The organism is Streptomyces sp. NPDC032822, from assembly GCF_055578825.1.
The window spans coordinates 140,883-165,912 of record NZ_JBVIOL010000004.1 but is presented as its reverse complement, the minus strand read 5'-3'; the positions used below and the strand labels follow the sequence as shown (position 1 = coordinate 165,912).

At 71.3% G+C, this 25,030-nt stretch carries 28 protein-coding genes and 1 tRNA gene; 10 read left to right on the top strand and 19 right to left on the bottom strand.

Going from position 1 to position 25,030, the window contains the following annotated elements:
* Positions 1–7 precede the first annotated feature (7 nt).
* From ACZ5VD_RS13235 to ACZ5VD_RS13220, 4 genes are all read left to right on the top strand, one after another.
* Positions 8–1,642: a bifunctional glycosyltransferase family 2/GtrA family protein gene (locus ACZ5VD_RS13235; protein ID WP_468682265.1), complete on the top strand. Its 1,635-nt coding sequence runs from the start codon at positions 8–10 to the stop codon at positions 1,640–1,642.
* Positions 1,639–3,876: a glycosyltransferase family 39 protein gene (locus ACZ5VD_RS13230; protein WP_468682264.1), complete on the top strand. Its 2,238-nt coding sequence runs from the start codon at positions 1,639–1,641 to the stop codon at positions 3,874–3,876. Before ACZ5VD_RS13235 ends, ACZ5VD_RS13230 begins: the two co-directional genes overlap by 4 nt.
* A gap of 167 nt (positions 3,877–4,043) precedes the next feature.
* Positions 4,044–5,573: an MFS transporter gene (locus tag ACZ5VD_RS13225; RefSeq protein WP_468682263.1), complete on the top strand. Its 1,530-nt coding sequence runs from the start codon at positions 4,044–4,046 to the stop codon at positions 5,571–5,573.
* Between the two features lie 124 nt (positions 5,574–5,697).
* Positions 5,698–6,456 carry a TetR/AcrR family transcriptional regulator gene (locus ACZ5VD_RS13220; protein WP_468550168.1) on the top strand — a complete coding sequence of 253 codons (759 nt, stop codon included), beginning with the start codon at positions 5,698–5,700 and terminating at the stop codon, positions 6,454–6,456.
* Between the two features lie 421 nt (positions 6,457–6,877).
* On the opposite strand, the gene ACZ5VD_RS13215 is transcribed toward ACZ5VD_RS13220, so the two are convergent.
* A complete protein-coding gene (locus ACZ5VD_RS13215; protein WP_468550169.1) occupies positions 6,878–7,348 on the bottom strand; it encodes a PPOX class F420-dependent oxidoreductase in 471 nt (156 codons plus the stop codon).
* Between the two features lie 122 nt (positions 7,349–7,470).
* On the bottom strand, positions 7,471–7,842 hold the full coding sequence (locus ACZ5VD_RS13210) for an STAS domain-containing protein (RefSeq protein WP_468550170.1): 372 nt from the start codon (positions 7,840–7,842) through the stop codon (positions 7,471–7,473).
* A gap of 220 nt (positions 7,843–8,062) precedes the next feature.
* On the opposite strand from ACZ5VD_RS13210, the gene ACZ5VD_RS13205 reads away from it, so the two are divergent.
* The 3 genes from ACZ5VD_RS13205 to ACZ5VD_RS13195 all read left to right on the top strand — a co-directional run bounded on the left by ACZ5VD_RS13205 (position 8,063) and on the right by ACZ5VD_RS13195 (position 10,046).
* Positions 8,063–8,776: an ANTAR domain-containing protein gene (locus ACZ5VD_RS13205; protein WP_468682262.1), complete on the top strand. Its 714-nt coding sequence runs from the start codon at positions 8,063–8,065 to the stop codon at positions 8,774–8,776.
* Positions 8,777–8,886: 110 nt separating this feature from the next.
* Complete coding sequence (locus ACZ5VD_RS13200) at positions 8,887–9,582, top strand: GAF and ANTAR domain-containing protein (protein WP_468682261.1); 696 nt, start codon at positions 8,887–8,889, stop codon at positions 9,580–9,582.
* A 74-nt stretch (positions 9,583–9,656) separates the two neighbouring features.
* Positions 9,657–10,046, top strand: coding sequence for a hypothetical protein (locus ACZ5VD_RS13195; RefSeq protein ID WP_468682260.1), 390 nt, complete (start codon positions 9,657–9,659; stop codon positions 10,044–10,046).
* 112 nt (positions 10,047–10,158) lie between these two features.
* Here ACZ5VD_RS13195 and ACZ5VD_RS13190 read toward each other — a convergent pair whose 3' ends face one another.
* The 3 genes from ACZ5VD_RS13190 to ACZ5VD_RS13180 all read right to left on the bottom strand — a co-directional run bounded on the left by ACZ5VD_RS13190 (position 10,159) and on the right by ACZ5VD_RS13180 (position 14,134).
* Positions 10,159–10,980 carry a YceI family protein gene (locus ACZ5VD_RS13190; protein ID WP_468550174.1) on the bottom strand — a complete coding sequence of 274 codons (822 nt, stop codon included), beginning with the start codon at positions 10,978–10,980 and terminating at the stop codon, positions 10,159–10,161.
* An 84-nt stretch (positions 10,981–11,064) separates the two neighbouring features.
* Positions 11,065–13,515: an MFS transporter gene (locus ACZ5VD_RS13185; protein WP_468682489.1), complete on the bottom strand. Its 2,451-nt coding sequence runs from the start codon at positions 13,513–13,515 to the stop codon at positions 11,065–11,067.
* 94 nt (positions 13,516–13,609) lie between these two features.
* Entirely contained in the window at positions 13,610–14,134 is a 525-nt protein-coding gene (locus ACZ5VD_RS13180; RefSeq protein ID WP_468550175.1) for a MarR family winged helix-turn-helix transcriptional regulator, read from the bottom strand.
* A gap of 194 nt (positions 14,135–14,328) precedes the next feature.
* Here ACZ5VD_RS13180 and ACZ5VD_RS13175 point away from each other — a divergent pair, with 194 nt between their 5' ends.
* Positions 14,329–14,526, top strand: coding sequence for a hypothetical protein (locus ACZ5VD_RS13175; protein WP_468550176.1), 198 nt, complete (start codon positions 14,329–14,331; stop codon positions 14,524–14,526).
* A gap of 59 nt (positions 14,527–14,585) precedes the next feature.
* Here ACZ5VD_RS13175 and ACZ5VD_RS13170 read toward each other — a convergent pair whose 3' ends face one another.
* The 9 genes from ACZ5VD_RS13170 to ACZ5VD_RS13130 form a co-directional block, all read right to left on the bottom strand.
* Positions 14,586–15,380, bottom strand: a complete 795-nt coding sequence (locus ACZ5VD_RS13170) for a hypothetical protein (protein ID WP_468682259.1) — start codon at positions 15,378–15,380, stop codon at positions 14,586–14,588.
* Between the two features lie 54 nt (positions 15,381–15,434).
* The gene (locus tag ACZ5VD_RS13165) at positions 15,435–16,322 is read right to left on the bottom strand and encodes an RNA polymerase sigma factor SigF (RefSeq protein ID WP_468550178.1); all 888 of its coding nucleotides are present in this window, start codon (positions 16,320–16,322) and stop codon (positions 15,435–15,437) included.
* A gap of 333 nt (positions 16,323–16,655) precedes the next feature.
* Entirely contained in the window at positions 16,656–17,522 is an 867-nt protein-coding gene (locus ACZ5VD_RS13160; RefSeq protein ID WP_468682258.1) for an RNA polymerase sigma factor SigF, read from the bottom strand.
* A 152-nt stretch (positions 17,523–17,674) separates the two neighbouring features.
* Positions 17,675–17,968 carry a Dabb family protein gene (locus tag ACZ5VD_RS13155; protein WP_468550180.1) on the bottom strand — a complete coding sequence of 98 codons (294 nt, stop codon included), beginning with the start codon at positions 17,966–17,968 and terminating at the stop codon, positions 17,675–17,677.
* 46 nt (positions 17,969–18,014) lie between these two features.
* The gene (locus tag ACZ5VD_RS13150; protein ID WP_468550181.1) at positions 18,015–18,191 is read right to left on the bottom strand and encodes a hypothetical protein; all 177 of its coding nucleotides are present in this window, start codon (positions 18,189–18,191) and stop codon (positions 18,015–18,017) included.
* 84 nt (positions 18,192–18,275) lie between these two features.
* Positions 18,276–18,360 (bottom strand) — tRNA-Ser (locus ACZ5VD_RS13145).
* A gap of 158 nt (positions 18,361–18,518) precedes the next feature.
* A complete protein-coding gene (gene tadA / locus ACZ5VD_RS13140) occupies positions 18,519–18,950 on the bottom strand; it encodes a tRNA adenosine(34) deaminase TadA (RefSeq protein WP_468682257.1) in 432 nt (143 codons plus the stop codon).
* Positions 18,951–19,006: 56 nt separating this feature from the next.
* Positions 19,007–19,543, bottom strand: a complete 537-nt coding sequence (locus ACZ5VD_RS13135) for a tRNA adenosine deaminase-associated protein (protein WP_468550183.1) — start codon at positions 19,541–19,543, stop codon at positions 19,007–19,009.
* Between the two features lie 332 nt (positions 19,544–19,875).
* Positions 19,876–20,124 (bottom strand): hypothetical protein, encoded by a 249-nt coding sequence (locus tag ACZ5VD_RS13130; RefSeq protein ID WP_468550184.1) that lies wholly within the window; start codon positions 20,122–20,124, stop codon positions 19,876–19,878.
* Positions 20,125–20,277: 153 nt separating this feature from the next.
* Between ACZ5VD_RS13130 and upp the strand changes: the two genes are divergently transcribed.
* Positions 20,278–20,913 (top strand): uracil phosphoribosyltransferase, encoded by a 636-nt coding sequence (upp, locus tag ACZ5VD_RS13125; protein ID WP_468550185.1) that lies wholly within the window; start codon positions 20,278–20,280, stop codon positions 20,911–20,913.
* Positions 20,914–20,958: 45 nt separating this feature from the next.
* On the opposite strand, the gene ACZ5VD_RS13120 is transcribed toward upp, so the two are convergent.
* Positions 20,959–21,612: a LytR C-terminal domain-containing protein gene (locus ACZ5VD_RS13120; RefSeq protein WP_468550186.1), complete on the bottom strand. Its 654-nt coding sequence runs from the start codon at positions 21,610–21,612 to the stop codon at positions 20,959–20,961.
* Between the two features lie 151 nt (positions 21,613–21,763).
* On the bottom strand, positions 21,764–22,060 hold the full coding sequence (locus ACZ5VD_RS13115; RefSeq protein WP_003999914.1) for a type II toxin-antitoxin system VapB family antitoxin: 297 nt from the start codon (positions 22,058–22,060) through the stop codon (positions 21,764–21,766).
* 103 nt (positions 22,061–22,163) lie between these two features.
* Between ACZ5VD_RS13115 and ACZ5VD_RS13110 the strand changes: the two genes are divergently transcribed.
* Positions 22,164–23,759 carry a helicase HerA-like domain-containing protein gene (locus tag ACZ5VD_RS13110; RefSeq protein ID WP_468682256.1) on the top strand — a complete coding sequence of 532 codons (1,596 nt, stop codon included), beginning with the start codon at positions 22,164–22,166 and terminating at the stop codon, positions 23,757–23,759.
* 34 nt (positions 23,760–23,793) lie between these two features.
* Here the strand turns inward: ACZ5VD_RS13110 and ACZ5VD_RS13105 are convergent, their stop codons facing one another.
* The 3 genes from ACZ5VD_RS13105 to ACZ5VD_RS13095 form a co-directional block, all read right to left on the bottom strand.
* The gene (locus ACZ5VD_RS13105; RefSeq protein ID WP_468550188.1) at positions 23,794–23,925 is read right to left on the bottom strand and encodes a hypothetical protein; all 132 of its coding nucleotides are present in this window, start codon (positions 23,923–23,925) and stop codon (positions 23,794–23,796) included.
* A gap of 46 nt (positions 23,926–23,971) precedes the next feature.
* The gene (locus ACZ5VD_RS13100; RefSeq protein ID WP_468682255.1) at positions 23,972–24,313 is read right to left on the bottom strand and encodes a hypothetical protein; all 342 of its coding nucleotides are present in this window, start codon (positions 24,311–24,313) and stop codon (positions 23,972–23,974) included.
* A gap of 82 nt (positions 24,314–24,395) precedes the next feature.
* Positions 24,396–24,995 carry an HhH-GPD-type base excision DNA repair protein gene (locus tag ACZ5VD_RS13095; protein WP_468550190.1) on the bottom strand — a complete coding sequence of 200 codons (600 nt, stop codon included), beginning with the start codon at positions 24,993–24,995 and terminating at the stop codon, positions 24,396–24,398.
* Positions 24,996–25,030 lie beyond the last annotated feature (35 nt).

The following is a 25,030-nucleotide window of genomic DNA, read 5'->3' as shown; positions in this document are numbered from 1 at the left end:
CGTTGTCATGCGAACCGATTCTTCTCCCGGCACTCTGCCGGCGCGGGAGCACCTCCCGGCCGGAGACGCGGGTGCGCCTGTCCTGGACGTCGTGATCCCCGTCTACAACGAGGAGAAGGACCTCCAGCCGTGTGTGCTGAGACTGCACGATCACCTCAAGCGCACGTTCCCGTACGCGTTCCGCATCACGATCGCGGACAACGCGTCGACGGACACCACTCCGCAGGTGTCCGCACGGCTGGAGGCGGAGATCCCGGAGGTGCGGGCCTTCCGGCTGGAGCAGAAGGGCCGCGGCCGGGCGCTGCGGACCGTCTGGTCCTCCTCGGACGCCCCGATCCTCGCGTACATGGACGTGGACCTGTCCACCGACCTGAACGCGCTGCTGCCGCTGGTGGCACCGCTGATCTCCGGCCACTCGGACCTGGCGATCGGCTCCCGGCTGGCCCGTAGCTCGCGGGTGGTCCGCGGCGCCAAGCGGGAGTTCATCAGCCGCTCCTACAACCTGATCCTGCGCGGCTCGCTCCAGGCCCGCTTCTCGGACGCGCAGTGCGGATTCAAGGCGATCCGCCGCGATGTCGCCCAGGTGCTGCTCCCCATGGTGGAGGACAGCGGCTGGTTCTTCGACACCGAGATGCTCGTGATCGCCGAGCGGGCCGGGCTGCGGATCCACGAGGTTCCCGTCGACTGGGTCGACGACCCGGACTCCACGGTGCACATCGTGAAGACGGCGACCGAGGACCTCAAGGGGGTGTGGCGGGTGGGCAAGGCCCTGGCCGGCGGTTCGCTGCCGCTGGACCGGATCACCCGGCCGTTCGGCGACGACCCGCGCGACCGCGAGATCCAGGACGTGCCGAAGGGGCTGGCCCGCCAACTGGTCGGCTTCTGTGTCGTCGGCGGTCTGTCGACGCTCTTCTACCTGCTGCTCTACAGCGGCTTCCGTGAGTTCTCCGGTTCGCAGACCGCCAACGCGCTCGCGCTGCTGGTCTCGGCGGTCGCCAACACGGCGGCCAACCGGCGGCTGACCTTCGGGGTGCGGGGCCGCGGCGGCGCCGTCCGGCATCAGGCGCAGGGCCTGGTCGTCTTCGGTATCGGCCTGGCGCTGACCAGCGGCTCCCTCGCCGCCCTGAGCGCGGCGTCGTCCAGCCCCGCGCACTCCACCGAGCTCGCGGTCCTCATCGCCGCCAACCTGGCCGCGACGGTCCTGCGCTTCCTGCTCTTCAGGGCCTGGGTGTTCCCGGACCGGCGCGAGTCGACCGTGGTGGCCTTGCACCACCCGGAGTACCAGCCGGAGTACCAGCCGGAGTACCAGCCGGAGTACCGGCCGGGCCATCGCCCGGAGTACCGGCCGGAGTACGGCCCGGAACACCACCGGGAGCACGCTCCGTCCGCGCCGGCCCACCCGACGCAGCACGGCATGCCCCACCCGCCGCTGCCGCAGCGCCCGAACGCGCAGACGCAGACACCCCATTACGCCGCGGCGCCTCGATCGCCGTACGACACCGACCAGTACCGCGACCGGTACCGAGACCAGCACCACGACCAGTTCCGCGCCGGTGAAGCCGCGGACCGCACCCGGGGGGACGCGACCATGCACCTGCAGCCGGTGCGCCCGACCGACACCGACCCTAGGAACGTCCGATGACCACGCACACCGATCAGCCGACCCCGCAGGGTCCCTCGGCCTGGGGGCCGCCCGTGGCGAGCACCGGTACGGCCGGTACGGGTTCGGCCGTCCAGGAGCCGGTGGCCCCTCCGGCGCCGTCGGCCCCCGAGTCCGGTGAGCCCCGGCAGCCCTTCGTACGGAGACTGTGGCGGGGGCGGCCCGAGGACCCGAGCTGGGCGCGCCCCGCGTTCCTCGGCCTGCTGCTGGCGACCGCGGCGCTCTACTTCTACAACCTGAGCGCCTCCGGCTACTCCAACTCCTTCTACTCGGCGGCCGTCCAGGCCGGCACCAAGAGCTGGAAGGCGATGTTCTTCGGCTCGCTGGACGCGGGCAACGCCATCACCGTCGACAAGCCCTCGGCCTTCCTGTGGCCGATGGAGATCGCGGCACGGATCTTCGGCCTCAACTCGTGGACGATCCTCGGCCCCGAGGTCCTCATGGGCGTCGGCACGGTCGCGGTCGTGTACGCCTCGGTGCGCCGCCGGTTCAGCCCCGGGGCCGGTCTGATCGCGGGCGCCGTGCTCGCGCTCACTCCCGTCGCGGCGCTGATGTTCCGGTTCAACAACCCGGACGCGATGCTGGCGCTCCTGATGGCGCTGGCCTGCTACTTCGTCGTCCGCGCGGTCGAGGACGGCCGGACCAGGTGGCTGGTGTACGCCGGTGTCGCGATCGGTTTCGCGTTCCTCGGCAAGACCCTGCAGGCCTTCCTGATCCTCCCGTCCCTGGCCATCGTGTACGCGGTGGTCGCCCCGGTGTCGCTGAAGAAGCGCTTCGGACAGCTGGCCGCGGGGACGCTCGCGCTGATCGTCTCCGGCGGCTGGTGGGTCGCGATCGTCGAGCTGTGGCCGGCGTCCTCCCGCCCCTACATCGGCGGCTCGCAGAACAACAGCTTCCTTGAACTGACCTTCGGCTACAACGGTCTCGGCCGGCTGAACGGCGAGGAGACCGGCAGCGTCGGCGGAGGGGGTGGCGGTGGCGGTACCGGCCAGTGGGGCGAGACCGGCTGGAACCGGATGTTCAACTCCGAGATCGGCGCCCAGATCTCCTGGCTGCTGCCCGCCGCGCTGATCCTGCTCGTCGCCGGCCTGGTGGCCACCCGCAAGCTCAAGCGGACGTCCGTCACACGCGGTTCGTTCCTGGTGTGGGGCGGCTCGCTGCTCATCACCATGGTGGTCTTCAGCTACATGGCGGGCATCTTCCACCAGTACTACACGATCGCCCTCGCCCCCTACATCGCCGCCGTGGTCGGCATGGGCGCGGACGTCCTGTGGAAGAAGCGCACCGAGACGTGGGCCTCGCTCACCCTCGCCGCCTCGGTCGTGGCGGCCTCGGGCTGGGGGTACGTCCTCCTCGACCGCACCCCCGACTACCTGCCCTGGCTGAAGTGGCTGGTCCTCGTCGGCGGCCTGGTCGCCGCGCTCGGCCTGATCTTCGTGGCCAGGCTCGGCCGGCAACTGGCGCTCGCCGCGGTGGGCCTGGGCATCGTGGCCTCGCTGGCCGGTCCGGCCGCGTACACCGTGAGCACGGTGAACTCCGCACACACCGGCTCCATCCCGACGGCGGGTCCGGCGGGCGCGAGCATGATGGGCGGCCGGGGCGGCGGTCCCGGCGGCGGTGGCGGCATGGGCGGCGGGATGCCCGGCGGCGGCCAGAACCAGCAGAACGGCAACGGCAACACCCAGGGCCAGGGCCGGCAGAACGGCAACGGCTTCCCGGGCGGCGGGATGCCCGGCCAGAACGGCAACGGGAACAGCCAGGGCAACGGCAACACGCAGGGTCAGGGCCAGAACCAGCGGGGCGGCGCCATGGGTGGAGGCGGCATGGGCGGCGGAGGTGGCGGTGTCGGCGGGCTGCTCAACGGCGCCACCGTCACCGACGAGGCGAAGAAGCTGCTGGAGGCCGACGCCGACCAGTACACCTGGGCCGCAGCCGCCATCGGCGCCCAGAACGCGGCGAGTTACCAGCTGGCCACCGACGAGTCGGTGATGGCGATCGGCGGCTTCAACGGCACCGACCCGTCCCCGACGCTGGCCCAGTTCAAGCAGTACGTGACGGACGGGAAGATCCACTACTTCATCTCGTCCGGCACCGGCGGCGGCATGGGTGGCAGCAGCGACGGCACGTCCTCGCAGATCACCACCTGGGTCGAGGCCAACTTCAAGAAGGTCACGGTCGGTTCGTCCACCTTCTACGACCTGACGCAGAAGGCGTAGCGAACTCACCCGGAACGGAAGGGCGGTGGCCACGGCCACCGCCCTTCTCCGTTTCTCTGTTTCTCTGTTTCCGCGTTTCCCCGTCCTCCGTCCCCCTCCATCCCTTCGTCGCCCCGTCCCCATATCTCTCTTGTACGCCGTATGGGAACTGTTCTACGGTGTAGAGCATGACGACGTCCCCCCAGGAACAGGCCCCTGCGGTCCAGCAGCCCGGCGGCCACCCGCAGCGCTGGCTGATCCTCGGTGTCATCTGCCTCGCGCAGCTCACCGTCGTGCTCGACAACACCGTCCTGAACGTGGCGATCCCCTCGCTCACCCGTGAGCTGGGCGCGGGCACCGCCGACATCCAGTGGATGATCAACGCCTACTCGCTGGCCCAGTCCGGACTGCTGCTCACCGCGGGCAGTGCCGCCGACCGCTACGGCCGCCGGAAGATGCTGATAGCCGGCCTGGTCCTGTTCGGTACGGGCTCACTGATCGCCGGACTCGCCGACTCCACGGGCCAGTTGATCGCGGCACGGGCCGGAATGGGCGTCGGTGGCGCTCTCCTGCTGACCACCACCCTCGCCGTGGTGATGCAGATCTTCGTGCCCGAGGAGCACGCCAGGGCGATCGGCATCTGGGCCGCGGTCAACGCGCTCGGCTTCGCGACCGGCCCGCTGATCGGCGGCTTCATGCTGAACCACTTCTGGTGGGGGGCGATCTTCCTGATCAACCTGCCGGTCGCCGGGCTCGCCCTGGTGGCCGTGGTGGCGCTGGTCCCGGAGTCCAAGGCAGCGTCCTCCCGGGTGACGACCCCCGGATCCCCGGCACGGAGCGACCGGCCCGACCTGCTGGGTGCCCTGCTGTCGACCGTCGGCATGACCTCGCTCGTGTTCGCGATCATCTCCGGGCCGGAGCACGGCTGGACGTCCGGCCGGGTGCTCGGCACGGCGGCCGTCGCGGTCGTGGTCCTCGGCCTGTTCGCGTACTGGGAGAGCCGGATCCCGTACCCCATGCTCGACCTGCACTTCTTCAGGGACCGCCGGTTCACCGGTGCGGTCGCGGGCTTGGTGCTCATCACCTTCGGCATGGGCGGATCGCTGTTCCTGCTCACCCAGCACCTGCAGTTCGTGCTCGGCTACGGCCCCCTGGAGGCGGGTCTGCGTACGGCCCCGCTGGCGGTGGCGATCGTGGCGCTGAACTTCTCCGGACTGGCGGCGAAGTGGACGACCAGGCTCGGCCATCCCCTCTCCGTCGGGCTGGGCATGGTGCTGATGTCGGCGGGCCTGGTCTCGATCGCCACCCTCACCGAACACGGCTACGGCGGGACGCTGGCAGGGCTGTTGCTCATCGGCGCCGGAGCGGGGATCGCCAACCCGGCCATGGCTCACGCCATCATGAGCGCGATTCCCCGGGAGAAGGCGGGCGTCGGTGCCGGGATCAACGGCACGTTGGCGGAGTTCGGGACGGGGTTGGGGGTCGCCGTGCTCGGGGCCGTGCTCAACGCCCGTTTCGCCGCGCTGATCCCGGTGGCGGCGGTGTCCCTGCCGGGGGCGCTGGCCGAGGCGGGATCGGACCAGGAGAGGGCGCGGATCACGGACGCGTTCGCCTCCGGGCTGGAGAGCAGCCAGTTGGTGGGGGCGGTGGCCGTGCTGTTCGGGGGCCTGGTCGCGGGGGCGTTGTTGTGGCGGGCCGAGCGGGAAGACTCCGTCTAGGAATCCGGTCGGCCGCGCAGGAGGCGACCGCGGGTCGTCCGTTGTGGCTGGTCGCGCAGTTCCTCGCGCCTGTGGGGGCGCGCCTAAGCTGACCCGTATCACCCAGTTCCGAGGAAGGTGCGCCATGGCGGATGCGGCCCGGAGGCCGACGCGGACCAGCGTCTGGCTCGACGGCAAGGCGCGCCGGGGCGGGCGGGGTGGCGGGCAGCCGTCTGGCCTCGACCGGGACCGGATCACCGAGGCGACCGTACGGCTCCTGGACGCCGACGGACTGGCCAGGTTCTCGATGCGCCGGCTGGCCGCGGAGCTGAACGTCACGGCGATGTCCGTCTACTGGTACGTCGACACCAAGGACGACCTCCTCGAACTCGCCCTGGACGCGGTCTTCGGCGAGCTGGAGCTGCCCGATCCGGAGGCCGACGAGGACTGGCGCGACCAGCTGCGGATGCTGACCCGGGGCTACCGGTCGCTGCTGGTCCGCCACTCCTGGATGTCGCCGCTGGCCGGCACCTATCTCAACCTCGGCCCGAACCACCTGGCCTTCGCCCGCGTGGTCCAGCAGGTCATCCGCAGGACCGGGCTGCCGGTGCACGGCGTGACCGGGGCCATCTCGGCCGTCTTCCAGTTCGTCTACGGCTACGGCACGCTCGAAGGCCACTTCTTCGCCCGCGTCGCGGAGGCCGGAGTGACCCCGGACGAGTACTTCCAGCACGCCGTCAGCACGGCGACCCGGGCCCCGGATGCCGCCGAGATCATCCAGGAGTCCACCAAGATCATGGAGGCCCGCGGTGGCGACACGGTCGAGGAGATGATGGAACGCGACTTCACGTTCGCCCTGGATCTGCTGGTGGCGGGCATCGAGGCAATGGTGGCAAGAGGCTGACCCCACCGACGCGAGCCTGCCACCCGACCCGGTTGCCCGAGATCAACTACCCGAGGCCGGACCCGAATCGTCCCGCTCGCGGGCAACTGCCCGAGGTCGGCCCCGGACTGGCCTGCTCGCGGCCATCTGCCCGAGGTCGGCCACCCGAACCGGCCCGCTCGCGGCCATCTACCCGAGGTCGGCCCCGGACTGGCCTGCTCGCGGCCATCTACCCGAGGTCGGCCATCCGAACTGGCCTGCTCGCGGCCAACTGCCCGAGATCGGCTGCCCGAGTCGGCCGCCTGAGACCGGCCGCCCGACGTCGGCAGCCCGACCTCTCCCGCTCGACCTCAACCGCCCGAGCAGTCGCCCGACCTCTCCCGCTCGACCTCAACGGCCCGAGCAGTCGTCCGGCCTCCGACCCCGGCCTCCGCCCCCGACCTCAGTCGTCCGAGGCCAGTCGGGCCGGGAATCCGCCGGTGGCGACCGGGCCCCACCGCTCCGGTGTGACCCGGATGATCGACTTGCCCTGCTTCAGCATGGCCGCCCGGTACTCGTCCCAGTCCGGGTGCTCGCCGGCGATGTTCCGGTAGTACTCCACGAGCGGCTCGACGGAGTCCGGCGGGTCGATGACCTCGGCCGCGCCGTCGATCTGCACCCACGGCCCGTTCCAGTCGTCGCTGAGGACGAGGAGGCTGACCCGCGGATCCCGCTTGGCGTTGCGGGTCTTGGCGCGCTCGGGGTAGGTCGAGACGACGATCCGCCCGGAGTCGTCGACCCCGCAGGTCAGCGGCGAGCCCTGGGGGCTGCCGTCGGACCGGCGGGTGAGCAGGATGGCGTGGTGGCGCGGTCGTACGAAGTCCAGCAACTCGTCCAGTGATACGGCGGTGTTGGTCGCGATGTTCGGTGCCATGGTCCCAGCCTAGGACGCCGCCCGGCACACCGCGCGACGGCACCGGCGCCCGGCACACCGCGCGACGGCGGCAGGTGACGACACCCGCCCCGCCACCCCACGCCTCCCGCGGCGGCTCCGCCCTACGACTCCAGCGCCTCGGCGAGGTTGTCGTACACCGGGATGTCCCGCCGCAGCCCGGTCAGGCCCAGGACGCGGCAGGCCGCCCCGCCGGGTGCCGCCACCACGCGTATCCGCGCCCCGGGAGGCAGGTCACGGCACACCTCCTCGACGAGGCGGACACCCTGGGAGTCCATGAAGTCGGTCCCGGTGAGGTCCAGGACCAGCAGGCGCAGCCGGTCGGCGCGGGCGTCCACGGCGGACATCACGCGCCGGTGGAGGCCCACGGCGTTGCAGAGATCGATCTCGACGGGCAGGGCGATCACGGTGCAGCCGGGCAGATCACGCAGATCACGCAGCTCGCACGGATTCGGGAGGAAGGTCACGGCGCTCACCTGGCAGACGCTCGTCCGGATTCCGGGGAGGCCACTTCCTGACCTGTCGGCTCCATTCCACCATGCCGCGGAGCGCGCCCGAAAGTGCCTGTGGCCTTCGTCGGCCGGACCTCGGCCGAACGTCACCTCGACGCAACAGAGCAGATAAAGTGCTGTCCGTCCTGTGCTCGCAGTCGGGAATGTGCTGCGGAGCTCTCCTGCGCACGGCCAAAAGCCGTGCATGCCGAAGAGGTTCGTGGTGTCTGCGTTCGAGTTTCCTGATTTGCCCCATTTTCCCGCCGGTTTCGCGTTGGCGGAGGCCCTGACGGTGGCAGCTCAGCAACTGCACGACACGGTCACCCCGCACCACACGATGCGTACCGCGGTCCGGCTGGCCGTCCACGTCCTGCCCGGCGCCGACCACGCGGGCATCTCCGTCATCGAGCGCCCCCAGCACCGCCGTTCGGTCGCCTGGACCGACGAGGTCGTGCGCACGGCCGAGGCCGGACGCGAGCAGGCGGCGTACTGGGAGGGGCTGTGGTCCGCGCCCGTCGTACGGGTGGAGGACAGCGAGTCCGACGACGGCGGGGCGGTCCTCGCGGAACTGGGCCTGCGCTCGGCGCTCTCGTTGCGGCTGCGCGCCGACCGCCGCCGTCTCACCGTGCTCACCGCGTACGCCCGCAAGCCGCGCGCCTTCGACGAGTCCGCCACCCGCGTCGGCCGGCTGTTCACCGCGCACGTCAGCCTCGCCCTGGACTCCGCGACCGTACGGGAGCAGCTGACGGAGGCCATGCGCACCCGGGACCTGATCGGACAGGCCACCGGGATCCTGATGGAACGGATGGACATGGACGCGGCCGAGGCGTTCGAGTCCCTGGTCAAGGCCTCGCAGCGGGAGAACGTCAAGCTGCGCGACCTGGCCCGCCGGATCGTCGACGCCAACCGGACCGCATGAGAGGCACCACACGACGGGCGTCGCAGGACCCGGCACCACATGACCCGCGACACACGACCGGCGGGGGGCGCCCAGGCGTTAACGGGCGTCGACGGGATATCCGTACCTCCATGAGCCCTGACCCGTCCGACACGCTGGAGATGGCCATCGTGCGCAGCAGCGGCCTCGACACGCTGCTGCGCGATCTGACCGACCGAGCCGTCGAGGTGGTGCCCGGTGCCGCCGCCTGCAGCATCACCGTGCGCCGCGCCGACCGCCTGCTCACCCTGGCGGGGAGCCGTGGTCTGCCGGGCGGCCTCGACCAGCGCCAGTACGAGAACGATTCGGGGCCGTGTGTGGAGGCCGCCGAGACCAGCACCGAGCAGTACTCCGCCGACCTGGAGACCGAGACCCGCTGGCCGCACTACACGCCGTACGCCCTCTCCGCCGGAGTGCGCTGTGTGCTGGCGCAGCCGATCGCCGTCGAGGGCGAGCGAGGCGCCGCCCTCAACCTCTACGGTGTCGAGCCCGGGGCGCTGGGCCCGGGCCGGGACGCGGCCCGTGCCTTCGCCGCCCGGGTCGGCGACGCGATCAACGTCGCCCTGCGCGTCGAGCGGCGCCACGAGTCGGCCGCCGACGTGCGCACCGCCCTGCTCTCCCGCAGCGTCATCGACCAGGCGGTCGGCATCCTGATGGCCCAGGAGCGGATCGACGCCGACCTCGCGATGCAACGGCTGCGCCGGGTCTCGCAGGACCACAACGTCAAACTCCGGGACCTGTGCAACGACTTGGTGGCCCGGGTGGGCAGCGGCGACGGCCCGTCCTGAGCGGGAGGGGCGAGGTCCGGCCAGTTCGCCCGGACGCCTGCGCGGTCCGGCCCGCACCCCCTAGCGTGAGCCGCATGAGCGCGGAAGACCTCAGCCCCGAGGACCAGTGGCCGCTGCCACCCGCCTGGATGTGGGACTGCGCCGAGTGCATCCGCCGCTACGAGGCGATGAAGCACGTGCAGGCCGTCATCGCCGGGCTGACCGCGGAGGATCCCGGCGTCGACTGGGACGTCACGGACAGCGTCGTCGGCACCCAGATCGACCTCGGCCGGCACCTCGCCGAAGCCCACCGCGACGCCCTGCCCGACTGGGACGCCGGGTGCCGGGCCTGCGTCGACCACCGGGCCTCCGTGGAACGCACCGGGCAGCGCTCGCCCGACCGGCTGCCGGGGGCGGTCACGGCGGCCGAGGAGCACCGGGCCCGCCACCTGTTCGCCCCGCCCCGCATCGTCGGCCTCATGTGAGCCGGCTGGGCCCTGTCCGGCGGGCTCACACCGCAGACGCGGGGCTCACCAGCGAGGAAGGGGCGCCGCCGATTCCCTGCGGCCTGATCCGCCGGACAGGGTCCGGCCCGGCCTAGCCCTGCGGCAGCGACTCGCCCCGCACCGCCTGGATGTCCAGCTCCACCTTCAGCGTCGTACCGATGGCGGCGATGCCCGCCTGGACGACCTGGTTGTAGTTCATGGCGAAGTCCTCGCGGCGCAGTTCCGTGGTGGCCCGGAAGGCCGCCCGGGTTCCGCCCCAGGGGTCCGCGCCGGTGCCGAGGTAGGCGAGGTCGAGGTCGACGGGCCGTAGGACACCGTGCATCCCCAGTTCGCCGTGGACCCGCCAGCGGTCGGAACCGGCCGCCGTGAGCCCCGTCGACCGGTAGGTGATCTCGGGGTACCTGTCCACGTCCAGGAAGTCGGCGGACTTCAGGTGCCCGTCGCGCATCGTGTTGCCGGTGTCGATGGACGCGGCCCGGATGACCGCCTCCACCCGGGACTTGGCCACGTCGTCGGGGGCGACCTCGATCGAGGCCGTGAACTCGGTGAACCGGCCGCGCACACTGGAGATGCCCAGGTGCTGGGCGAGCGCGGCCACCCCGGAGTGCGCCGGGTCGACGGTCCAGGGCCCCGGCGGCGGAAGTTCGGAGCCGCCCTGCCGGGCCAGCGTCACCGTGCCGACCTCGGCCCGCCCGCTCGCGGTGACGAGCGCACTGGCGGCGGCGGGCGCGTACCCGACCGCCGTGACGATGACGGTGTACGCCCCCGGCGCGAGCGCTTCGGTGTCCCGCACCGCGCCTTCCTCGTCGGCCTCGGCACGCAGCACCTGCGTGCCGGTCGTGTCGGTCACCGTGACGACCGCGTGCGACACGGCCCATCCGTCCCGGGTACGGATCCTCGCGGTCAGTCCCATCTCGCTGTCACTCCTCACAAGAGACCGGCCCGCGGCGGTGCGCACCTCCGCTCGGAGTGCTCACCGCCACGGGCCGGAGTCGAACTACTCGCCGGGGTGGGCGAGTTCGATGTGGTGGTCGTCGACTCCCCGACCGTTCACGGTCAGCGCGGTCGCGACCGGCGGGTACCCGGTGGCGATCACGGTGTAGTCGCCGCCGTCCAGGTCGGTGAAGGCGTACGCCCCGTCCGTCCCGGTGGTGGAGGTGCCGACCACGTTGCCCGCCGCGTCCACGAGGGTGACCCGCGCGTCGGCGAGGGGCCCGTGCGGTGCCCGGACGACACCCTGGAGCTGGGCTCCGGCGTCGAGGTCGACCTCGATCCGGGTGACCCCCGTGCCGCCGATCTCGACAGGCAGGGCGCGCGGCCGGAACCCGGCCGCGTTCACCGCGACGGTCACCGTTCCCGGCACCAGCTCGGTGAGGGCGAACTCGCCCTGCTCACCGGTGGCGACGGTGGCCAGCAGGTCACCGCGCACGTCCGTCACGATCACCATGGCGTCCTTGACGGGCAGCGCTCCCTGCGCGGCCCGCACCACACCGGTCAGCCCGCTGGTGCCGCTGAGCAGGATGTCGTACGACACCGGCTCGTCGCCCACCACCACGGTGGACGCCTGCGGCTGGAACCCGTCGGCGGAGGCGATCAGGACGTAACTGCCGGCACCCGGCGCGTCCACCGCGTAGGAACCGTCGGCCTGCGCGACCGACCGGCCGAGCTGTCGTCCCGCGAGGGAGATCAGCGTGACGGCGGCCTGCGGCACCGGCGCGCTCTCGGCGCCGCGGACCTGACCGCGGACCGGGATCCCGCCGTAGCCGTTTCCGGTGCCGAAGGACGCCGCGGGAGCCTCCGACGGGGCGACGGCTCCGAGCCGCCGGGTGTCCTCGGGACCGGCCTCCGGGGTGGCGGCGGCCCAGCTCGGGACGCGCTCCTCGGCGGGGACCGCGACGGTGGCTGCCGCCGGAGCGGTCTCCTTGGCCTCCGCGGCCTGCGCCAGCCCGCCCGAGGTCCGCAGCGGGACCTCCTTGATGAACAGGGTGACGAGGAACGCGAGCAGGGCCAGCGGCGCGGCGATCAGGAAGACGTCCGCGATGCCGTGGCCGTACGCGCTCTCCATCACCGTGCGCAGCGGAAGGGGCAGGCTGTCCATGTCCGGGATGGTGCTGGTGGAGCTCGAAGAGGCGGCGGCGGCCGCGTACTTGGGGTCGAGGGTCGCCAGGCCGTCCTTGGCGTAGTCGGTGATCCGGTTGGCCATGACGGCGCCCAGCGCCGAGACGCCGACCGCACCGCCGAGGGACCGGAAGAACGTCACCGTGGAGCTGGCCGCGCCCAGGTCGGCGGGGTCCACCTGGTTCTGCGTGCACAGCACCAGGTTCTGCATCATCATGCCGATGCCGAGGCCCAGCAGCGCCATGAAGATCGCGATGTGCCAGTACTCGGTGTCGTAGCGGATCGTGCCGAGCAGGCCCAGACCCGCGGTCACCAGCACACCGCCGGCCAGCAGCCAGGCCTTCCAGCGGCCGGTCTTGGTGATGACCTGCCCGGAGACCGTCGACGAGACGAACAGGCCGCCGATCATCGGGATGGTCATGACGCCGGACATCGTCGGCGACTTGTCGCGGGCCAGCTGGAAGTACTGGCTGAAGAAGACGGTGCCGGTGAACATCGCGACACCCACGAAGAGCGAGGCGATCGAGGAGAGCGTGATGGTGCGGTTGCGGAACAGCCGCAGCGGGATGATCGGTTCGCGCGCCTTGGACTCGACGAGCACGAACAGCAGCCCGAGCACGACCGATCCGCCGACCATCGCGTACGTCTGCCACGACACCCAGTCGTACTTGTCACCGGCGAAGGTGACCCAGACCAGCAGCAGCGAGACCGCGGCGGAGATGAGGAACGCGCCGCCCCAGTCGACCTTGACGTCCCGCTTCACGACGGGCAGGTGCAGGGTCTTCTGCAGCACGATCAGCGCGATGACCGCGAACGGCACACCGACGTAGAAGCACCAGCGCCAGCCGAGCCAGCTGGTGTCGGTGATGACACCGCCGAGCAGCGGGCCGCCGACGGTGGCGACGGCGAAGGTCGCGCCGAGGTAGCCGGAGTAACGCCCGCGCTCCCGCGGCGAGATCATCGCGGCCATCACGATCTGCGCGAGGGCGGACAGGCCGCCCACGCCGATGCCCTGGACGACACGGCAGGCGATCAGCATGCCGGCGTTCTGCGAGAGTCCGGCCGCGGCCGAGCCCAACACGTAGATGATCAGGGCTATCTGGACGAGCGCCTTCTTGCTGTACAGGTCGGACAGCTTGCCCCACAGGGGAGTCGCCGCGGTCATGGAGAGCAGCGCGGCGGTGACGACCCAGGTGTAGGCGGACTGGCCGCCGCCCAGGTCGCCGATGATCTCGGGGAGGGCGTTGGAGACGATCGTCGACGACAGGATCGCGACGAACATGCCGAGCAGCAGCCCGGAGAGCGCCTCCATGATCTGCCGGTGTGTCATCTGGACGCCGTCGGAGGAGCTTGAGGAGCCTCCCCCGTGCTTGGCGTGAGCCCGCACACCGGCTGGTGTGGTCGTTGCCATGGGCTTCCTTCTCTTACGTGGTGATCGCTGGTGTACGGGGGGACTGTTCGGGGGCGGGAGGGGCCGGCGGCCGGGGTTCCACCGGCGGGGCGTGCGAGGCGTGCGGGACGCGGCAGTCGTCGAAGCTGGCCCGGAGCCGCGCCATCAGCGCGGTCAGCTGGGTCACCTCGTCGTCGCTCCAGTCGCTCAGCCGCTCGGAGAGCATCAGGCAGGTCCGCCGGGACATCTCCGTCAGCCGCGCCCGGCCCGAGGGCGTCAGGCGCAGGATGCGGGAGCGCTTGTCCGCCGGGTCGGGGGAGCGGTCGATCCAGCCGCGCTCGGCCACATGGGCCACGTGGCGGCTGGTCACCGACATGTCCACGGCGAGCAGCTCCGCGAGCTTGCTCATGCGCATGTCCCCGTACCGGTCGAGCAGGGTCAGCACGGCGGCGGAACCGCTCGGGCAGTCGGACGGCATGATCCGCCCTATCTCCCTCTTCACGGCCCCGAAGGCGCTGAACTGACGCATCAGCTCCTCGTACTGCGCCTGCTCGGCCATCACACCTCCCGTGTTCGTTGCTTAGGGCAACCGTATGAGAGGTTGGTTGCTACAGGCAAATAAATCGGAGGGCTCGCGGCCAAAAACTTGGCAAAGGCAAGTATTGCGAACGTAAACGCACAGGTGAGGTGATGCGGTGCGGACCCGGAGCCCCCACTTGGGCCACACCCCCGGATTCGCTAGGGTCTCGGTGCATGGCTAACACGCAGGGCCCCCAGGGCAACCACGACCCCGCCGGCAGCACCCAGATGTTCCGCGCGTTCGTCGACGAGGCCCCTCCGGGCCAACAGCAGCAGGCCGCCACCGCGGGCGGTCCCCGTCTCGGTCTGATCATCGGCGTCGTGGTCGCCGTCGTGATCGTCGCCGCCGTCGCCTGGCTCGCGCTGAAGTAACCCATCCCACCGGGGAGTGACCGCCCCGCCGGGAAGCGACCACTCCCGCCGGGAAGTGACTACTCCCACCGGACGGACACGTCCCGCGTCTCCACATGCATGCCCCACGGCACGCGCCACTCGTCGACGCACACCGTCCAGGTCTTCTTCTTCCGCGCGCCGGGACCGATCGGCGCCGGAAGCTTCTCGGTGGACTCGATCGTCGCCCAGTCGACACCGAGTGCGCCGATGACGTGCGCCCCGAAGGTCACGGTGCCCGAACGCACCGCGGCCGCCCCGGTGTTGTGGAAGGCCAGCGTCACGTCCTCGCACCACCGTTCGTCCACGGCCTCCCGCACGGGCTCACCCACCACGAGTGCGGCGGGACCGGTCGGCGGGGCCGTGGGGCGGGCAGTGGGCGCCGGGGGCGCCGGGGGCGCCGGTGAGGCGGGAGAGTGGGGCGATGGAGACGGACTCGCCGTCGTCGGACCGGAGTTGTCGCCCCCGGACGGGGGAGAGCCCGGACCGGCGCCGCTGCCGTCCGGTGAGCCGGATCCCGGCACGGCCCCCGAAGAGGTGGCTCCCGTAGGCGAGTTGTCGCCGCCACCGGACCGCCGAGCCCGGCCGTCGCCGTCACCACCACCGTCACGGTCACCATCGCCGTCGAGCGGCACCAGTGTCACGTCCCCCGTCGGCGCCACCGCCGTACCGGACACGAGAGGCCGGCCGCCCGCCGCGCCGGTGGCGACATGGCCGGCGCCCTCCCCGCCCCCGCACGCGGCCAGGGCGCCGCCCAGGCAGACGGCAGCCGCCGACGCGCCGATCAGGGCGCGCCGACGGCCGGAGGTCCATCCGGAGCGGGTCGCTCGAAGCATCGCGCCATGGTGGCTGACGCTCCGTCAAATGGAAACCCTCGTACCCGACTTCCGTCAGTCGGAGATCAGGCCTTCCCGCAGCTGCGCCAGTGTCCGGGTGAGCAGCCGGGAGACGTGCATCTGGGAGATGCCGACCTCGTCGCCGATCTGGGACTGGGTCATGTTGGCGAAGAAGCGCAGCATGATGATCCGGCGCTCGCGCGGCGGCAGCTTGGCCAGCAGCGGCTTCAGCGACTCGCGGTACTCCACACCCTCCAGGGCCGTGTCCTCGTAGCCGAGGCGGTCCGCGAGGGAGCCCTCGCCGCCGTCGTCCTCCGGGGCCGGGGAGTCGAGCGAGGAGGCGGTGTACGCGTTGCCGACCGCGAGGCCGTCGACGACGTCCTCCTCGGACACGCCCAGGACCGCGGCGAGTTCGGGCACGGTCGGGGAGCGGTCCAGTTTCTGCGCGAGCTCGTCACTGGCCTTGGTGAGGGCCAGCCGCAGCTCCTGGAGGCGCCGCGGGACGCGGACCGACCAGGACGTGTCCCGGAAGAACCGCTTGATCTCACCGACCACGGTCGGCATCGCGAACGTCGGGAACTCGACGCCCCGTTCGCAGTCGAAGCGGTCGATCGCCTTGATCAGGCCGATCGTGCCGACTTGGACGATGTCCTCCATCGGCTCGTTGCGGGAGCGGAAGCGGGCGGCCGCGTAGCGCACCAGCGGGAGGTTGAGCTCGATGAGGGTGTCCCGTACGTACGCGCGCTCGGGGCTGTTCTCGTCGAGTGCGGCGAGCCGCAGGAAGAGGGAGCGGGACAGGGTGCGGGTGTCGAGAGCTCCCGAGGTCGGGAGGGCCGGGGCCGGGGCCGGCGTGGCCTCGACGGTCGTTACGTCGTCGAGCGCTGGCACAGGCTCGCTCTTCATGAGCGTGAGCACCTTCGAGCTGCCCTGGTCTGCGGACATGCCACCCCCTTTGGGTCGCGGGACGGTCGCGGCGAACGCTCCCTTGCGGAACGTCGGCCTTCACCTGAATACCGGAGCCGAAGCCCCGGCAAACGCGCTTCCGGCAGAATGTCACATGTCGGCAACACGCTGTAGTGACATGTCGACACGCAAGACGCGAATACGCCCTGGAAGAAGGGGGTCTGACGGTATTTCGGCTCAGAAAGGCCGGGATCCGAGCTGGTGAGCGATTCAGTCCCGCGGGTGACAGCTCGATCGTTCATCCGGACGGGCGCCGGGTGGGCTCCTGCCAGGCGTCGGACGGGCGCCGGCAGGGCGCCGATCGGGCTTCTCTCAGGCTTCGATCCGGTTCGCGGACCGCAGCCGCTGGAAGCTGCGCGCGAGCAGCCGTGAGACATGCATCTGGGAGACGCCGAGTTCCGCGCTGATCTGCGACTGGGTGAGATTGCTGTAGTAGCGCAGCAGCAGAATGCGCTGCTCGCGCTCCGGCAGCTGGACCAGCAGATGCCGTACGAGATCCCGGTGCTCCACGCCGTCCAGGGCCGGGTCCTCGTAGCCGAGCCGGTCCAGCAGCCCCGGCAGCCCGTCGCCCTCCTGGGCGGCCTCCAGTGAGGTGGCGTGGTACGACCGTCCGGCCTCGATGCAGGACAGCACCTCCTCCTCGCTGATGCGCAGCCGTTCGGCGATCTCGCCGGTCGTCGGGGTGCGCCCGAAGGCGGTGGTCAGGTCCTCGGTCGCGCTGCTGACCTGCACCCACAGCTCGTGCAGCCGGCGCGGTACGTGGACCGTGCGGACGTTGTCGCGGAAGTACCGCTTGATCTCGCCGATCACGGTCGGCATCGCGAACGTCGGGAACTGCACGCCCCGCTCCGGGTCGAAGCGGTCGATGGCGTTGATGAGGCCGATGGTGCCGACCTGGACGACGTCCTCCATCGGCTCGTTGCGGGAGCGGAAGCGGGCGGCCGCGTAGCGCACCAGCGGGAGGTTGGCCTCGATGAGCGCCCCGCGCACCCGGTTGTGCTCCGGCGTGCCCGGCTGGAGGCCTGTGAGCTGGGCGAAGAGCACCTGGGTGAGGGCCCGGGTGTCGGCGCCACGGCTGCGCTGGGGTGCGGCTGCCGGGATTTCGGCGACCTCGGCGACTTCTTGGGGCGGCGCAGTACTGGCCGACACGGTCAACGCCACCTCTTCATCGGTCTTCATCGGTCAACTCATCCTTCAAAAGCGGTCATAGCATCACAAGACATGTGCACTGTGTGCAAGCACCGCATAACACCGTGTTGAGGGAAGAGTTGGGGCATAAGACGCGAAAAAGCCCCCCGCCGTTCCGGCGAAGGGCTTCGAGGGGAGGGGGTTCAGTACGCGTAATCGGCGATCACCCAGGTGGCGAACTCGTGCCACAGGGCCACGCCCGCCTGGTGGTCGGGGTGCTCCACGTACCGGCGCAGGGCGCCCGGGTCGTCGAAGCCCGAGTTGATGGCGAAGTCGTACGCGATGGGCCGGTCGCTGAGGTTCCAGCCCAGTTCCCAGAAGCGGATCTCGGGGATGGTGCCGTCGAGCGCGCGGAAGGCCTCGACGCCCTTCACGACCCGCGGGTCGTCGCGCTCGACGCCCTCGTTGAGCTTGAAGAGGACGAGATGGCGGATCATGTGCGCTCCCAGCTGCTCGGCCCTGTCGGTGCGTGGCCCCGGAGGGCTATTTGGCCCCGTCGGCGAGCCAGGTGAAGAAGTCGCCGATGGACTTGGCCGCGTCCGATATGCCCTCGAAGGCTATCTGGACGTAGTCGGCCGCCGTTTCCGGGTCCGTGATGATCACGTACAGCACGAAGACCACGACTGCGTAGACGGCGATCTTCTTCGAGTTCACCGCCATTGCGGCCTCCCCTGTCTCACCTGTGACGAATGCGCGCACATGATCGCACGAAGGGCCCCGTCTGACGACGGGGCCCTTCAGAAGCGGTAGCGGAGGGATTTGAACCCTCGGTGACTTGCGCCACACTCGCTTTCGAGGCGAGCTCCTTCGGCCGCTCGGACACGCTACCGAGACAGACCTTACAGCAAGGTGGCGCATGGTTTGAAATCCGTTTCCCGGGCCGTGGGGACGGCCGTTGGGCGGGACCTCGGACGTCATCCCGGCCCGGATCCCAGCCCGGATTCCGGCCGGGTTCCGGTCGGATCCCGGCCGGACCTCAGCGGCACCTCAGCGGGAACGGAAGAAGTCGGTGAGAAGCCCCGCGCACTCCTCGGCGAGCACTCCCTCGACGACCTCCGGGCGGTGGTTGAGCCGCCGGTCGCGGACGACGTCCCAGAGGGAGCCGGCCGCGCCCGCCTTCTCGTCACGGGCGCCGTAGACCACGCGGTCCACCCGGGACTGCACGAGCGCGCCCGCGCACATCGTGCACGGCTCCAGCGTCACGACCAGCGTGCAGCCGGTCAGCCGCCAGCGCCCGAGCCGCTCGGCGGCCCGGCGGACCGCCAGGACCTCCGCGTGCGCGGTCGGGTCGCCGGTGGCCTCGCGTTCGTTGTGCCCGGCCGCCAGGACGGTCGTACCGTCCTCGGCCAGCACGAGGGCGCCGACCGGGACGTCACCGCCCCGGCCGGCCTCTCCGGCCTCGTCCAGGGCGAGCCGCATCGCGGCCCGCCAGCGGTCGCGTACCGGGTCCGGCGGCGTTCCTGCGGTCGATGCGGTCAGCGAACGGCCTCCAGGACCTCGGAGGCGCCGAGGGCCTCGGCGATCTCGGTGACCGCGTCCGTGGACAGCGACTTCAGTTCCTTCTCGCCGACCCCGAGGTCGTCGAGGATCTGGATGTCGCCGACCGGGCCGTGCGGCACGATCTCGCCGGAGCCGCCTGCCTCGCCGTCTCCGTCGTCATCGTCGTCGTTCTCACCGTCCTCGGTGCCGTCGAGGTCGAGGGCGTCCAGGTCGGGCTCGTCGTCGTCGGGATCTCTGCCGAGCAGTTCGTCGGTCAGCAGGATCTCGCCGTACGAACTGCGGGCGGCGGCGGCTGCGTCCGAGACGTAGATACGAGGATCCTCCTCGCCGTCGATGCGGACGACGCCGAACCAGGCGTCCTCCTGCTCGATCAGCACGAGCACCGTGTCCTCGTCGGGAGCGGACTCCCGGGCCAGGTCGGCGAGATCCGACAAGGTCTCCACGTCATCGAGCTCTGTGTCGCTCGCTTCCCACCCGTCTTCGGTGCGCGCGAGCAGTGCGGCGAAGTACACCGTGACTCTCCCACTGGTCTTAGGCGTGCCGGTTGGGGGTCCCCCCGGCGGAGGCTTCGGGCGGGGAGAGCTGTGCTCCGAGCCCACCCACTCGGAATCGTGGCAGAAACAAGACGCTCAGGGGACGTCTTCGGCTCCCTGTGTCCTGGGCTGCCGCCGATCTCCTGGCGGCAAAGGGTCCGTCGAGGTCTCACCAGCGCACTCGTCGCCGCCAACAGCGGATCGTACGCGGCTTTTCCGAACGCCCGCGCAGGGCCACCGGTACGACGGCGAGGGTCCGCGATCTCCCAACTGGGCGGCCCTGTCAGCGTGTCCCCGCTCTTGACGGGCTCTTACCAGCGGAAGGTGCGCATCCGCATCGCGCGCCGCAGCCGGGCCGTCTTGGCGCGCCTGGGCTGCACCCGGTCGCGCAGTTCGCGGGCCTCGGCGAGGTCGCGCAGGAACTGTGCGCGGCGCCGCCGGCGCTCGGCGTCCGTCTCCCGGTCGTCCGATGCGCCCGGCGTGTCCGTCCGGCGCACGGTGTACGGCGTCCCCGGCTGCTCGCGCGGCGACGGATTCTTACGGGTTTCCCGGTCAGGCATAGGTTCACCACCCCAGTCCGTCTATCCCACCTTCCCTCGGACGGGCGGTTTGACGCCACTGATCGGGTGAGCGGGCGGTCCAGGGCTTGCGCGGCCCGGGGCTCACCCCGACTGGGAGCGCCGGGCACACCGGGCCCGGCTACTGTTGTGGACATGCGTCTCCACGTCGTCGACCACCCGCTGGTCGCCCACAAGCTCACCACGCTGCGCGACCAGCGCACCGACTCCGCGACCTTCCGCCGTCTCGCCGACGAGCTGGTCACCCTGCTCGCCTACGAGGCCACGCGTGACGTGCGCACCGAGCAGGTCGACATCACGACGCCGGTCGCCTCGACCACGGGCGTCAAGCTGTCCTACCCGCGCCCGCTGGTGGTGCCGATCCTGCGGGCCGGCCTCGGCATGCTCGACGGCATGGTCCGCCTGCTGCCGACCGCAGAGGTGGGCTTCATGGGCATGGTCCGCGACGAGGAGACCCTCCAGCCCTCCACGTACGCCACGCGCATGCCGGAGGACCTCTCCGGCCGTCAGGTGTACGTCGTGGACCCGATGCTCGCCACCGGCGGCACCCTGGTCGTGGCGATCCAGGAGCTGATCAAGCGCGGCGCCGACGACGTCACCGCCGTGGTCCTGCTCGCCGCCCCCGAGGGCGTCGAGGTCATGGAGCGCGAGCTCGCCGGCACCCCGGTCACCGTCGTCACCGCCTCGGTCGACGAGCGCCTGAACGAGCACGGCTACATCGTGCCGGGCCTGGGCGACGCGGGGGACCGGATGTACGGGGCGGCCGAGTAGGGCCCGGCCCGCCCGGCGGTACCGGGACGGGACGTCCTGCGACCCTCAGCAGCTCTTCTTCGACGAGGTGGCTGTCGGCCGGGGCGCGGCCAGTGCGGCCAGCGCCTTGTCGGCGGCCACCTTGTTCGTGAGGTTCTTGAAGCCGGTGCCGATGATCAGGTCGAGGGTGGTGCCCTTGCGGGCGGCGTCCGTGCGGCGCTCGGCCGTGGCGAGCTGGGTCGCGAGGACGGGCAGCGAGGTCTCCAGGGAGGGGGCCGGGCCGAGCAGTATCCCGGTGCCGTCGACCTTCTTGTCGAACTCCTTGGACGCGTTGCCCACGTCCCCGATCTTGAAGCCGCGCTTCTTCAGCTCGTCCGCCGTCTTCTTCGCGAGGCCGCTGCGGGCCGTCGCGTTGAACACGTTGACGGTGATCTGGGCCGGCCTGACCGCGGAGACGGGGGTGTCGGCGGAGGCGGACGCCGACGGGGTGACCCGGGTGCCGCAGTCCGACTTGGCACCGGCCGCCGCGGCCTTCTCGCCGCCACCGGTGAAGACGTCGACGAGCTGCAGGGTGCCCCAGCCCACCAGTCCCAGTGCGGCGACCGAGGCCACCAGCCCGAGGGCGAGCCTGCCGCGCCGCCGGGGCCGGCGCATGCGTGGGAACTTGTCTCCCGTGATCCGGTATTGGCCACCCATGCCGGGGGGAGTCAGCATGCTCATGAGCGCAGCGTAGTGCGCTCGGGCGGCGATGCCTACTAGATGATCATTGGACGCGGCGTAACCCGGACAGGAGAACCCGAAAGGGCCAACCCGGCACCGGGACGGCGCCCGCGGGACGGCGCCCGCGGGGAACGTGTCCGGGTGGAACGCGTCAGTCCAGTTCGAGCACGCGCGCGTGCAGCACCTGGCGCTGCTGGAGCGCCGCGCGGACCGCGCGGTGCAGGCCGTCCTCCAGATACAGGTCGCCCTGCCACTTCACGACATGCGCGAAGAGGTCGCCGTAGAACGTGGAGTCCTCGGCGAGCAGGGTTTCCAGGTCGAGCTGGCCCTTGGTCGTCACGAGCTGATCGAGGCGGACCGGGCGCGGCGCGACATCCGCCCACTGCCGGGTGCTTTCCCGGCCGTGGTCGGGGTACGGCCGGCCGTTTCCGATGCGCTTGAAGATCACACGGAAAGCCTACCGGTCAAGACCTTCCGGGCGCAGCCATGACGGCGGAGTGCGAGCCTGGAAAAGACGTGTCAAACCTGGGCGAACAGAGCAGGGGCCCGACATGAGTGACAGCGAAACCGTTCCGCAGGCCGCCGCTCCCGAGGCGCGGGGGAGCGCTCCCGCCCTCCCGGACGAGGCCCTGAAGATCGCTTCCGGGTACGCCTTCACCGGCCCCGCCCTCGATCTGGGCGCCCTGCTCTGGGACGGGGTATGTCTGCCGGACGCGCAGATCCGTATCCCGCTGCCCATGCTCAACCGGCACGGACTGGTCGCGGGTGCCACCGGCACCGGCAAGACCAAGACGCTCCAGCTGATCGCCGAGCAGCTGTCGGCCCAGGGCGTCCCGGTGTTCCTCGCCGACATCAAGGGGGACGTCTCCGGGATCTCGGCGCCGGGGCAGGCGAACGACAAGGTCGGCTCCCGCGCCGCCGAGGTGCACCAGACATGGACGCCCACCGGCTTCCCCGCCGAGTTCTACGCCCTGGGCGGCCTCGGCCACGGCATCCCGGTGCGCGCGACCGTCACCAGCTTCGGCCCGGTGCTGCTGTCCAAGGTGCTCCAGCTCAACCAGACGCAGGAGCAGTCCCTCGGCCTGGTCTTCCACTACGCGGACCACAAGGGCCTGGAACTGGTCGACCTCAAGGACCTGCGGGCCGTCGTCGCCTTCCTCACCTCGGACGAGGGCAAGGCCGAGCTGAAGGAGATCGGCGGGCTGTCCACGGCGACGGCCGGGGTGATCCTCCGCTCCCTGACCGCCTTCGAGGCGCAGGGCATGGCCGACTTCTTCGGGGAGCCGGAGTTCGACACCGCCGAGTTCCTGCGCACGGCCGAGGACGGCCGCGGACTGGTGTCGGTCCTCGAACTGCCCGCCGTCCAGGACAAGCCGCAGCTCTTCTCGACCTTCCTGATGTGGCTGCTCGCCGATCTGTTCCACGACCTGCCCGAGGTCGGCGACGCCGACCGCCCCAAGCTGGTCTTCTTCTTCGACGAGGCGCATCTGCTCTTCGACGACGCCTCGAAGGCGTTCCTGGACGCGATCACGCGGACCGTCCGGCTCATTCGCTCGAAAGGGGTCGGCGTCTTCTTCGTGACCCAGACCCCCAAGGACGTGCCGGCCGACGTCCTCGCCCAGCTCGGCAACCGCGTCCAGCACGCGCTGCGCGCCTTCACCCCGGACGACCAGAAGGCGCTGAAGGCGACGGTGAAGACGTTCCCGGACTCGGCGTACGACCTGGAGGAGCTGCTGACCGGGCTCGGTACCGGCGAGGCCGTCGTCACCGTGCTCAGCGAGAAGGGCGCCCCGACCCCGGTCGCCGCGACCAGGCTGCGCGCACCCGAGTCCCTGATGGGCCCGATCGAGGCGACGGCCCTGGACCGGGCGGTCGAGGCCTCCGCGCTGCACGCGCGTTATGCACAGGCTGTGGACCGGGAGTCGGCGTACGAGAAGCTGACGGCGCCCAAACCCTCCGGGGGTGCCAAGGGGCCGGACGAGATGACGGCTCCGAAGGCCGGGGCCGCACAGCGGAAGAAGAAGCCCTCCGCCGTCGAACAGGTCGTCGGCAGCGGCATGTTCCAGTCCCTCGCGCGCTCGATCGGCACCCAGATCGGCCGCGAGATCACCCGTTCGGTCTTCGGGACGGCGCGGCGGAGGCGGTAGGCCCCGAAGCCGGGCCGCCGCCTCCGCCCGCCGGTCAGCGGCCCGGTTCCTTCGGGGGCTGCTGCGGCTTCGCCTCCTCCATCCGGGGCAGCTGCGTCTTCGGCGCGTTGCGTGCGGCCTCGGCGCGCAGCAGGGCGCGCAGGACCGCGTACGGGTCGATGGGCATGGCAGGGTTCCTCACGTCGTGCCGACAGGCCTGGGAGCGGGCTCTGTCAGCAGCGCAGGACCACCGAGCGCCGGGTGTGCGGCAGCCGCGGAGCACCCGCCGGGGCGGGCAGGTGCCGGGCGGCCGGGGCGGGCGGCGGGGCCGGGAGGGGCGCGGGCCGCAGCGGTACGGCGGGCCGGCCGGAGCCGCGCGTCACCGGTCGCAGCACGGTGTCCAGGACGTCGTACTCGAAGACCGCCGAGCCGCTCTCGGCCACCGTCACGGAGGCGGGCAGCGCGTGCGCGCCCGTGTGCGCTCCCGGCACGGACAGGGCGAGCAGCAGGACGAGCACCCGCAGCCAGGCATGCCGACGGCCGGGGCCGGGGGCTGCTGGTGCGGCGGTGCTCACGGGAGGTCATCTCCCCGTGCGGAGTACGTCGTTCATCCCACCGGCGGCGAGAACCGCCCGCTCGGCCTACGGACCGCCCCGGCTACGGCTGTTTCCCGGCGGCCTTCGCGGCCTTCGCCGCCGCCTTCGCCTCCTGCTTGTGCGCGCGGACCTTGACCAGCGACTCGGGCCCAGTGATGTCGGCGACGGAGCGGAACGACTCCGGTTCGCCGTAGGCGCCCGCCGCCTCGCGCCAGCCCTCGGGGCGGACGCCGAGCTGCTTGCCGAGGAGGGCGAGGAAGATCCGGGCCTTCTGCTTGCCGAAGCCGGGCAGCGCCTCCAGGCGGCGCAGCAGTTCCGCGCCGTCGCCCACGCCCTTCCAGACGAGTTCGGCGTTCCCGTCGTAGTGCTCGACGAGGTACTGGCACAGCTGCTGGACCCGCTTGGCCATCGACCCCGGGTAGCGGTGCACGGCCGGCTTCTCCGACAGCAGGGCGGCGAAGGCCTCCGGGCTCTGGGCGGCGATCTCGTGCGCGTCGAGGTCGTCCGCGCCCATCCGGCCGGCGATGGTCGCCGGGCCCTTGAACGCCCACTCCATCGGAACCTGCTGGTCCAGCAGCATGCCGGTCAGCGCGGCGAGCGGGGAGCGGCCGAGCAGTGCGTCGGCCTCGGGGTCCTGGGCGAGGTGAAGGGTGACGTCCATGCCCCGATGATGCCGTCTGGGGCGGCGGCCCGCTC

Bases quoted from the DNA above. Each gene is read 5' to 3' on its own strand.
- ACZ5VD_RS13110 (WP_468682256.1), top strand. From the start codon at position 22,164: ATGAGTGACAGCGAAACCGTTCCGCAGGCCGCCGCTCCCGAGGCGCGG.
- ACZ5VD_RS13205 (WP_468682262.1), top strand. From the start codon at position 8,063: ATGCCGAAGAGGTTCGTGGTGTCTGCGTTCGAGTTTCCTGATTTGCCC.
- ACZ5VD_RS13230 (WP_468682264.1), top strand. From the start codon at position 1,639: ATGACCACGCACACCGATCAGCCGACCCCGCAGGGTCCCTCGGCCTGG.
- ACZ5VD_RS13220 (WP_468550168.1), top strand. From the start codon at position 5,698: ATGGCGGATGCGGCCCGGAGGCCGACGCGGACCAGCGTCTGGCTCGAC.
- ACZ5VD_RS13195 (WP_468682260.1), top strand. From the start codon at position 9,657: ATGAGCGCGGAAGACCTCAGCCCCGAGGACCAGTGGCCGCTGCCACCC.
- ACZ5VD_RS13200 (WP_468682261.1), top strand. From the start codon at position 8,887: ATGAGCCCTGACCCGTCCGACACGCTGGAGATGGCCATCGTGCGCAGC.
- ACZ5VD_RS13170 (WP_468682259.1), bottom strand. From the start codon at position 15,380: ATGCTTCGAGCGACCCGCTCCGGATGGACCTCCGGCCGTCGGCGCGCC.
- ACZ5VD_RS13105 (WP_468550188.1), bottom strand. From the start codon at position 23,925: ATGCCCATCGACCCGTACGCGGTCCTGCGCGCCCTGCTGCGCGCCGAG.
- ACZ5VD_RS13160 (WP_468682258.1), bottom strand. From the start codon at position 17,522: ATGAAGACCGATGAAGAGGTGGCGTTGACCGTGTCGGCCAGTACTGCG.
- ACZ5VD_RS13215 (WP_468550169.1), bottom strand. From the start codon at position 7,348: ATGGCACCGAACATCGCGACCAACACCGCCGTATCACTGGACGAGTTG.
- tadA (WP_468682257.1), bottom strand. From the start codon at position 18,950: ATGCGGCTCGCCCTGGACGAGGCCGGAGAGGCCGGCCGGGGCGGTGAC.
- ACZ5VD_RS13095 (WP_468550190.1), bottom strand. From the start codon at position 24,995: ATGGACGTCACCCTTCACCTCGCCCAGGACCCCGAGGCCGACGCACTG.
- ACZ5VD_RS13130 (WP_468550184.1), bottom strand. From the start codon at position 20,124: ATGCCTGACCGGGAAACCCGTAAGAATCCGTCGCCGCGCGAGCAGCCG.
- ACZ5VD_RS13235 (WP_468682265.1), top strand. From the start codon at position 8: ATGCGAACCGATTCTTCTCCCGGCACTCTGCCGGCGCGGGAGCACCTC.
- ACZ5VD_RS13165 (WP_468550178.1), bottom strand. From the start codon at position 16,322: ATGTCCGCAGACCAGGGCAGCTCGAAGGTGCTCACGCTCATGAAGAGC.
- ACZ5VD_RS13175 (WP_468550176.1), top strand. From the start codon at position 14,329: ATGGCTAACACGCAGGGCCCCCAGGGCAACCACGACCCCGCCGGCAGC.
- ACZ5VD_RS13150 (WP_468550181.1), bottom strand. From the start codon at position 18,191: ATGGCGGTGAACTCGAAGAAGATCGCCGTCTACGCAGTCGTGGTCTTC.
- ACZ5VD_RS13185 (WP_468682489.1), bottom strand. From the start codon at position 13,515: ATGACACACCGGCAGATCATGGAGGCGCTCTCCGGGCTGCTGCTCGGC.
- ACZ5VD_RS13120 (WP_468550186.1), bottom strand. From the start codon at position 21,612: ATGAGCATGCTGACTCCCCCCGGCATGGGTGGCCAATACCGGATCACG.
- ACZ5VD_RS13155 (WP_468550180.1), bottom strand. From the start codon at position 17,968: ATGATCCGCCATCTCGTCCTCTTCAAGCTCAACGAGGGCGTCGAGCGC.
- ACZ5VD_RS13225 (WP_468682263.1), top strand. From the start codon at position 4,044: ATGACGACGTCCCCCCAGGAACAGGCCCCTGCGGTCCAGCAGCCCGGC.
- ACZ5VD_RS13190 (WP_468550174.1), bottom strand. From the start codon at position 10,980: ATGGGACTGACCGCGAGGATCCGTACCCGGGACGGATGGGCCGTGTCG.
- ACZ5VD_RS13180 (WP_468550175.1), bottom strand. From the start codon at position 14,134: ATGGCCGAGCAGGCGCAGTACGAGGAGCTGATGCGTCAGTTCAGCGCC.
- upp (WP_468550185.1), top strand. From the start codon at position 20,278: ATGCGTCTCCACGTCGTCGACCACCCGCTGGTCGCCCACAAGCTCACC.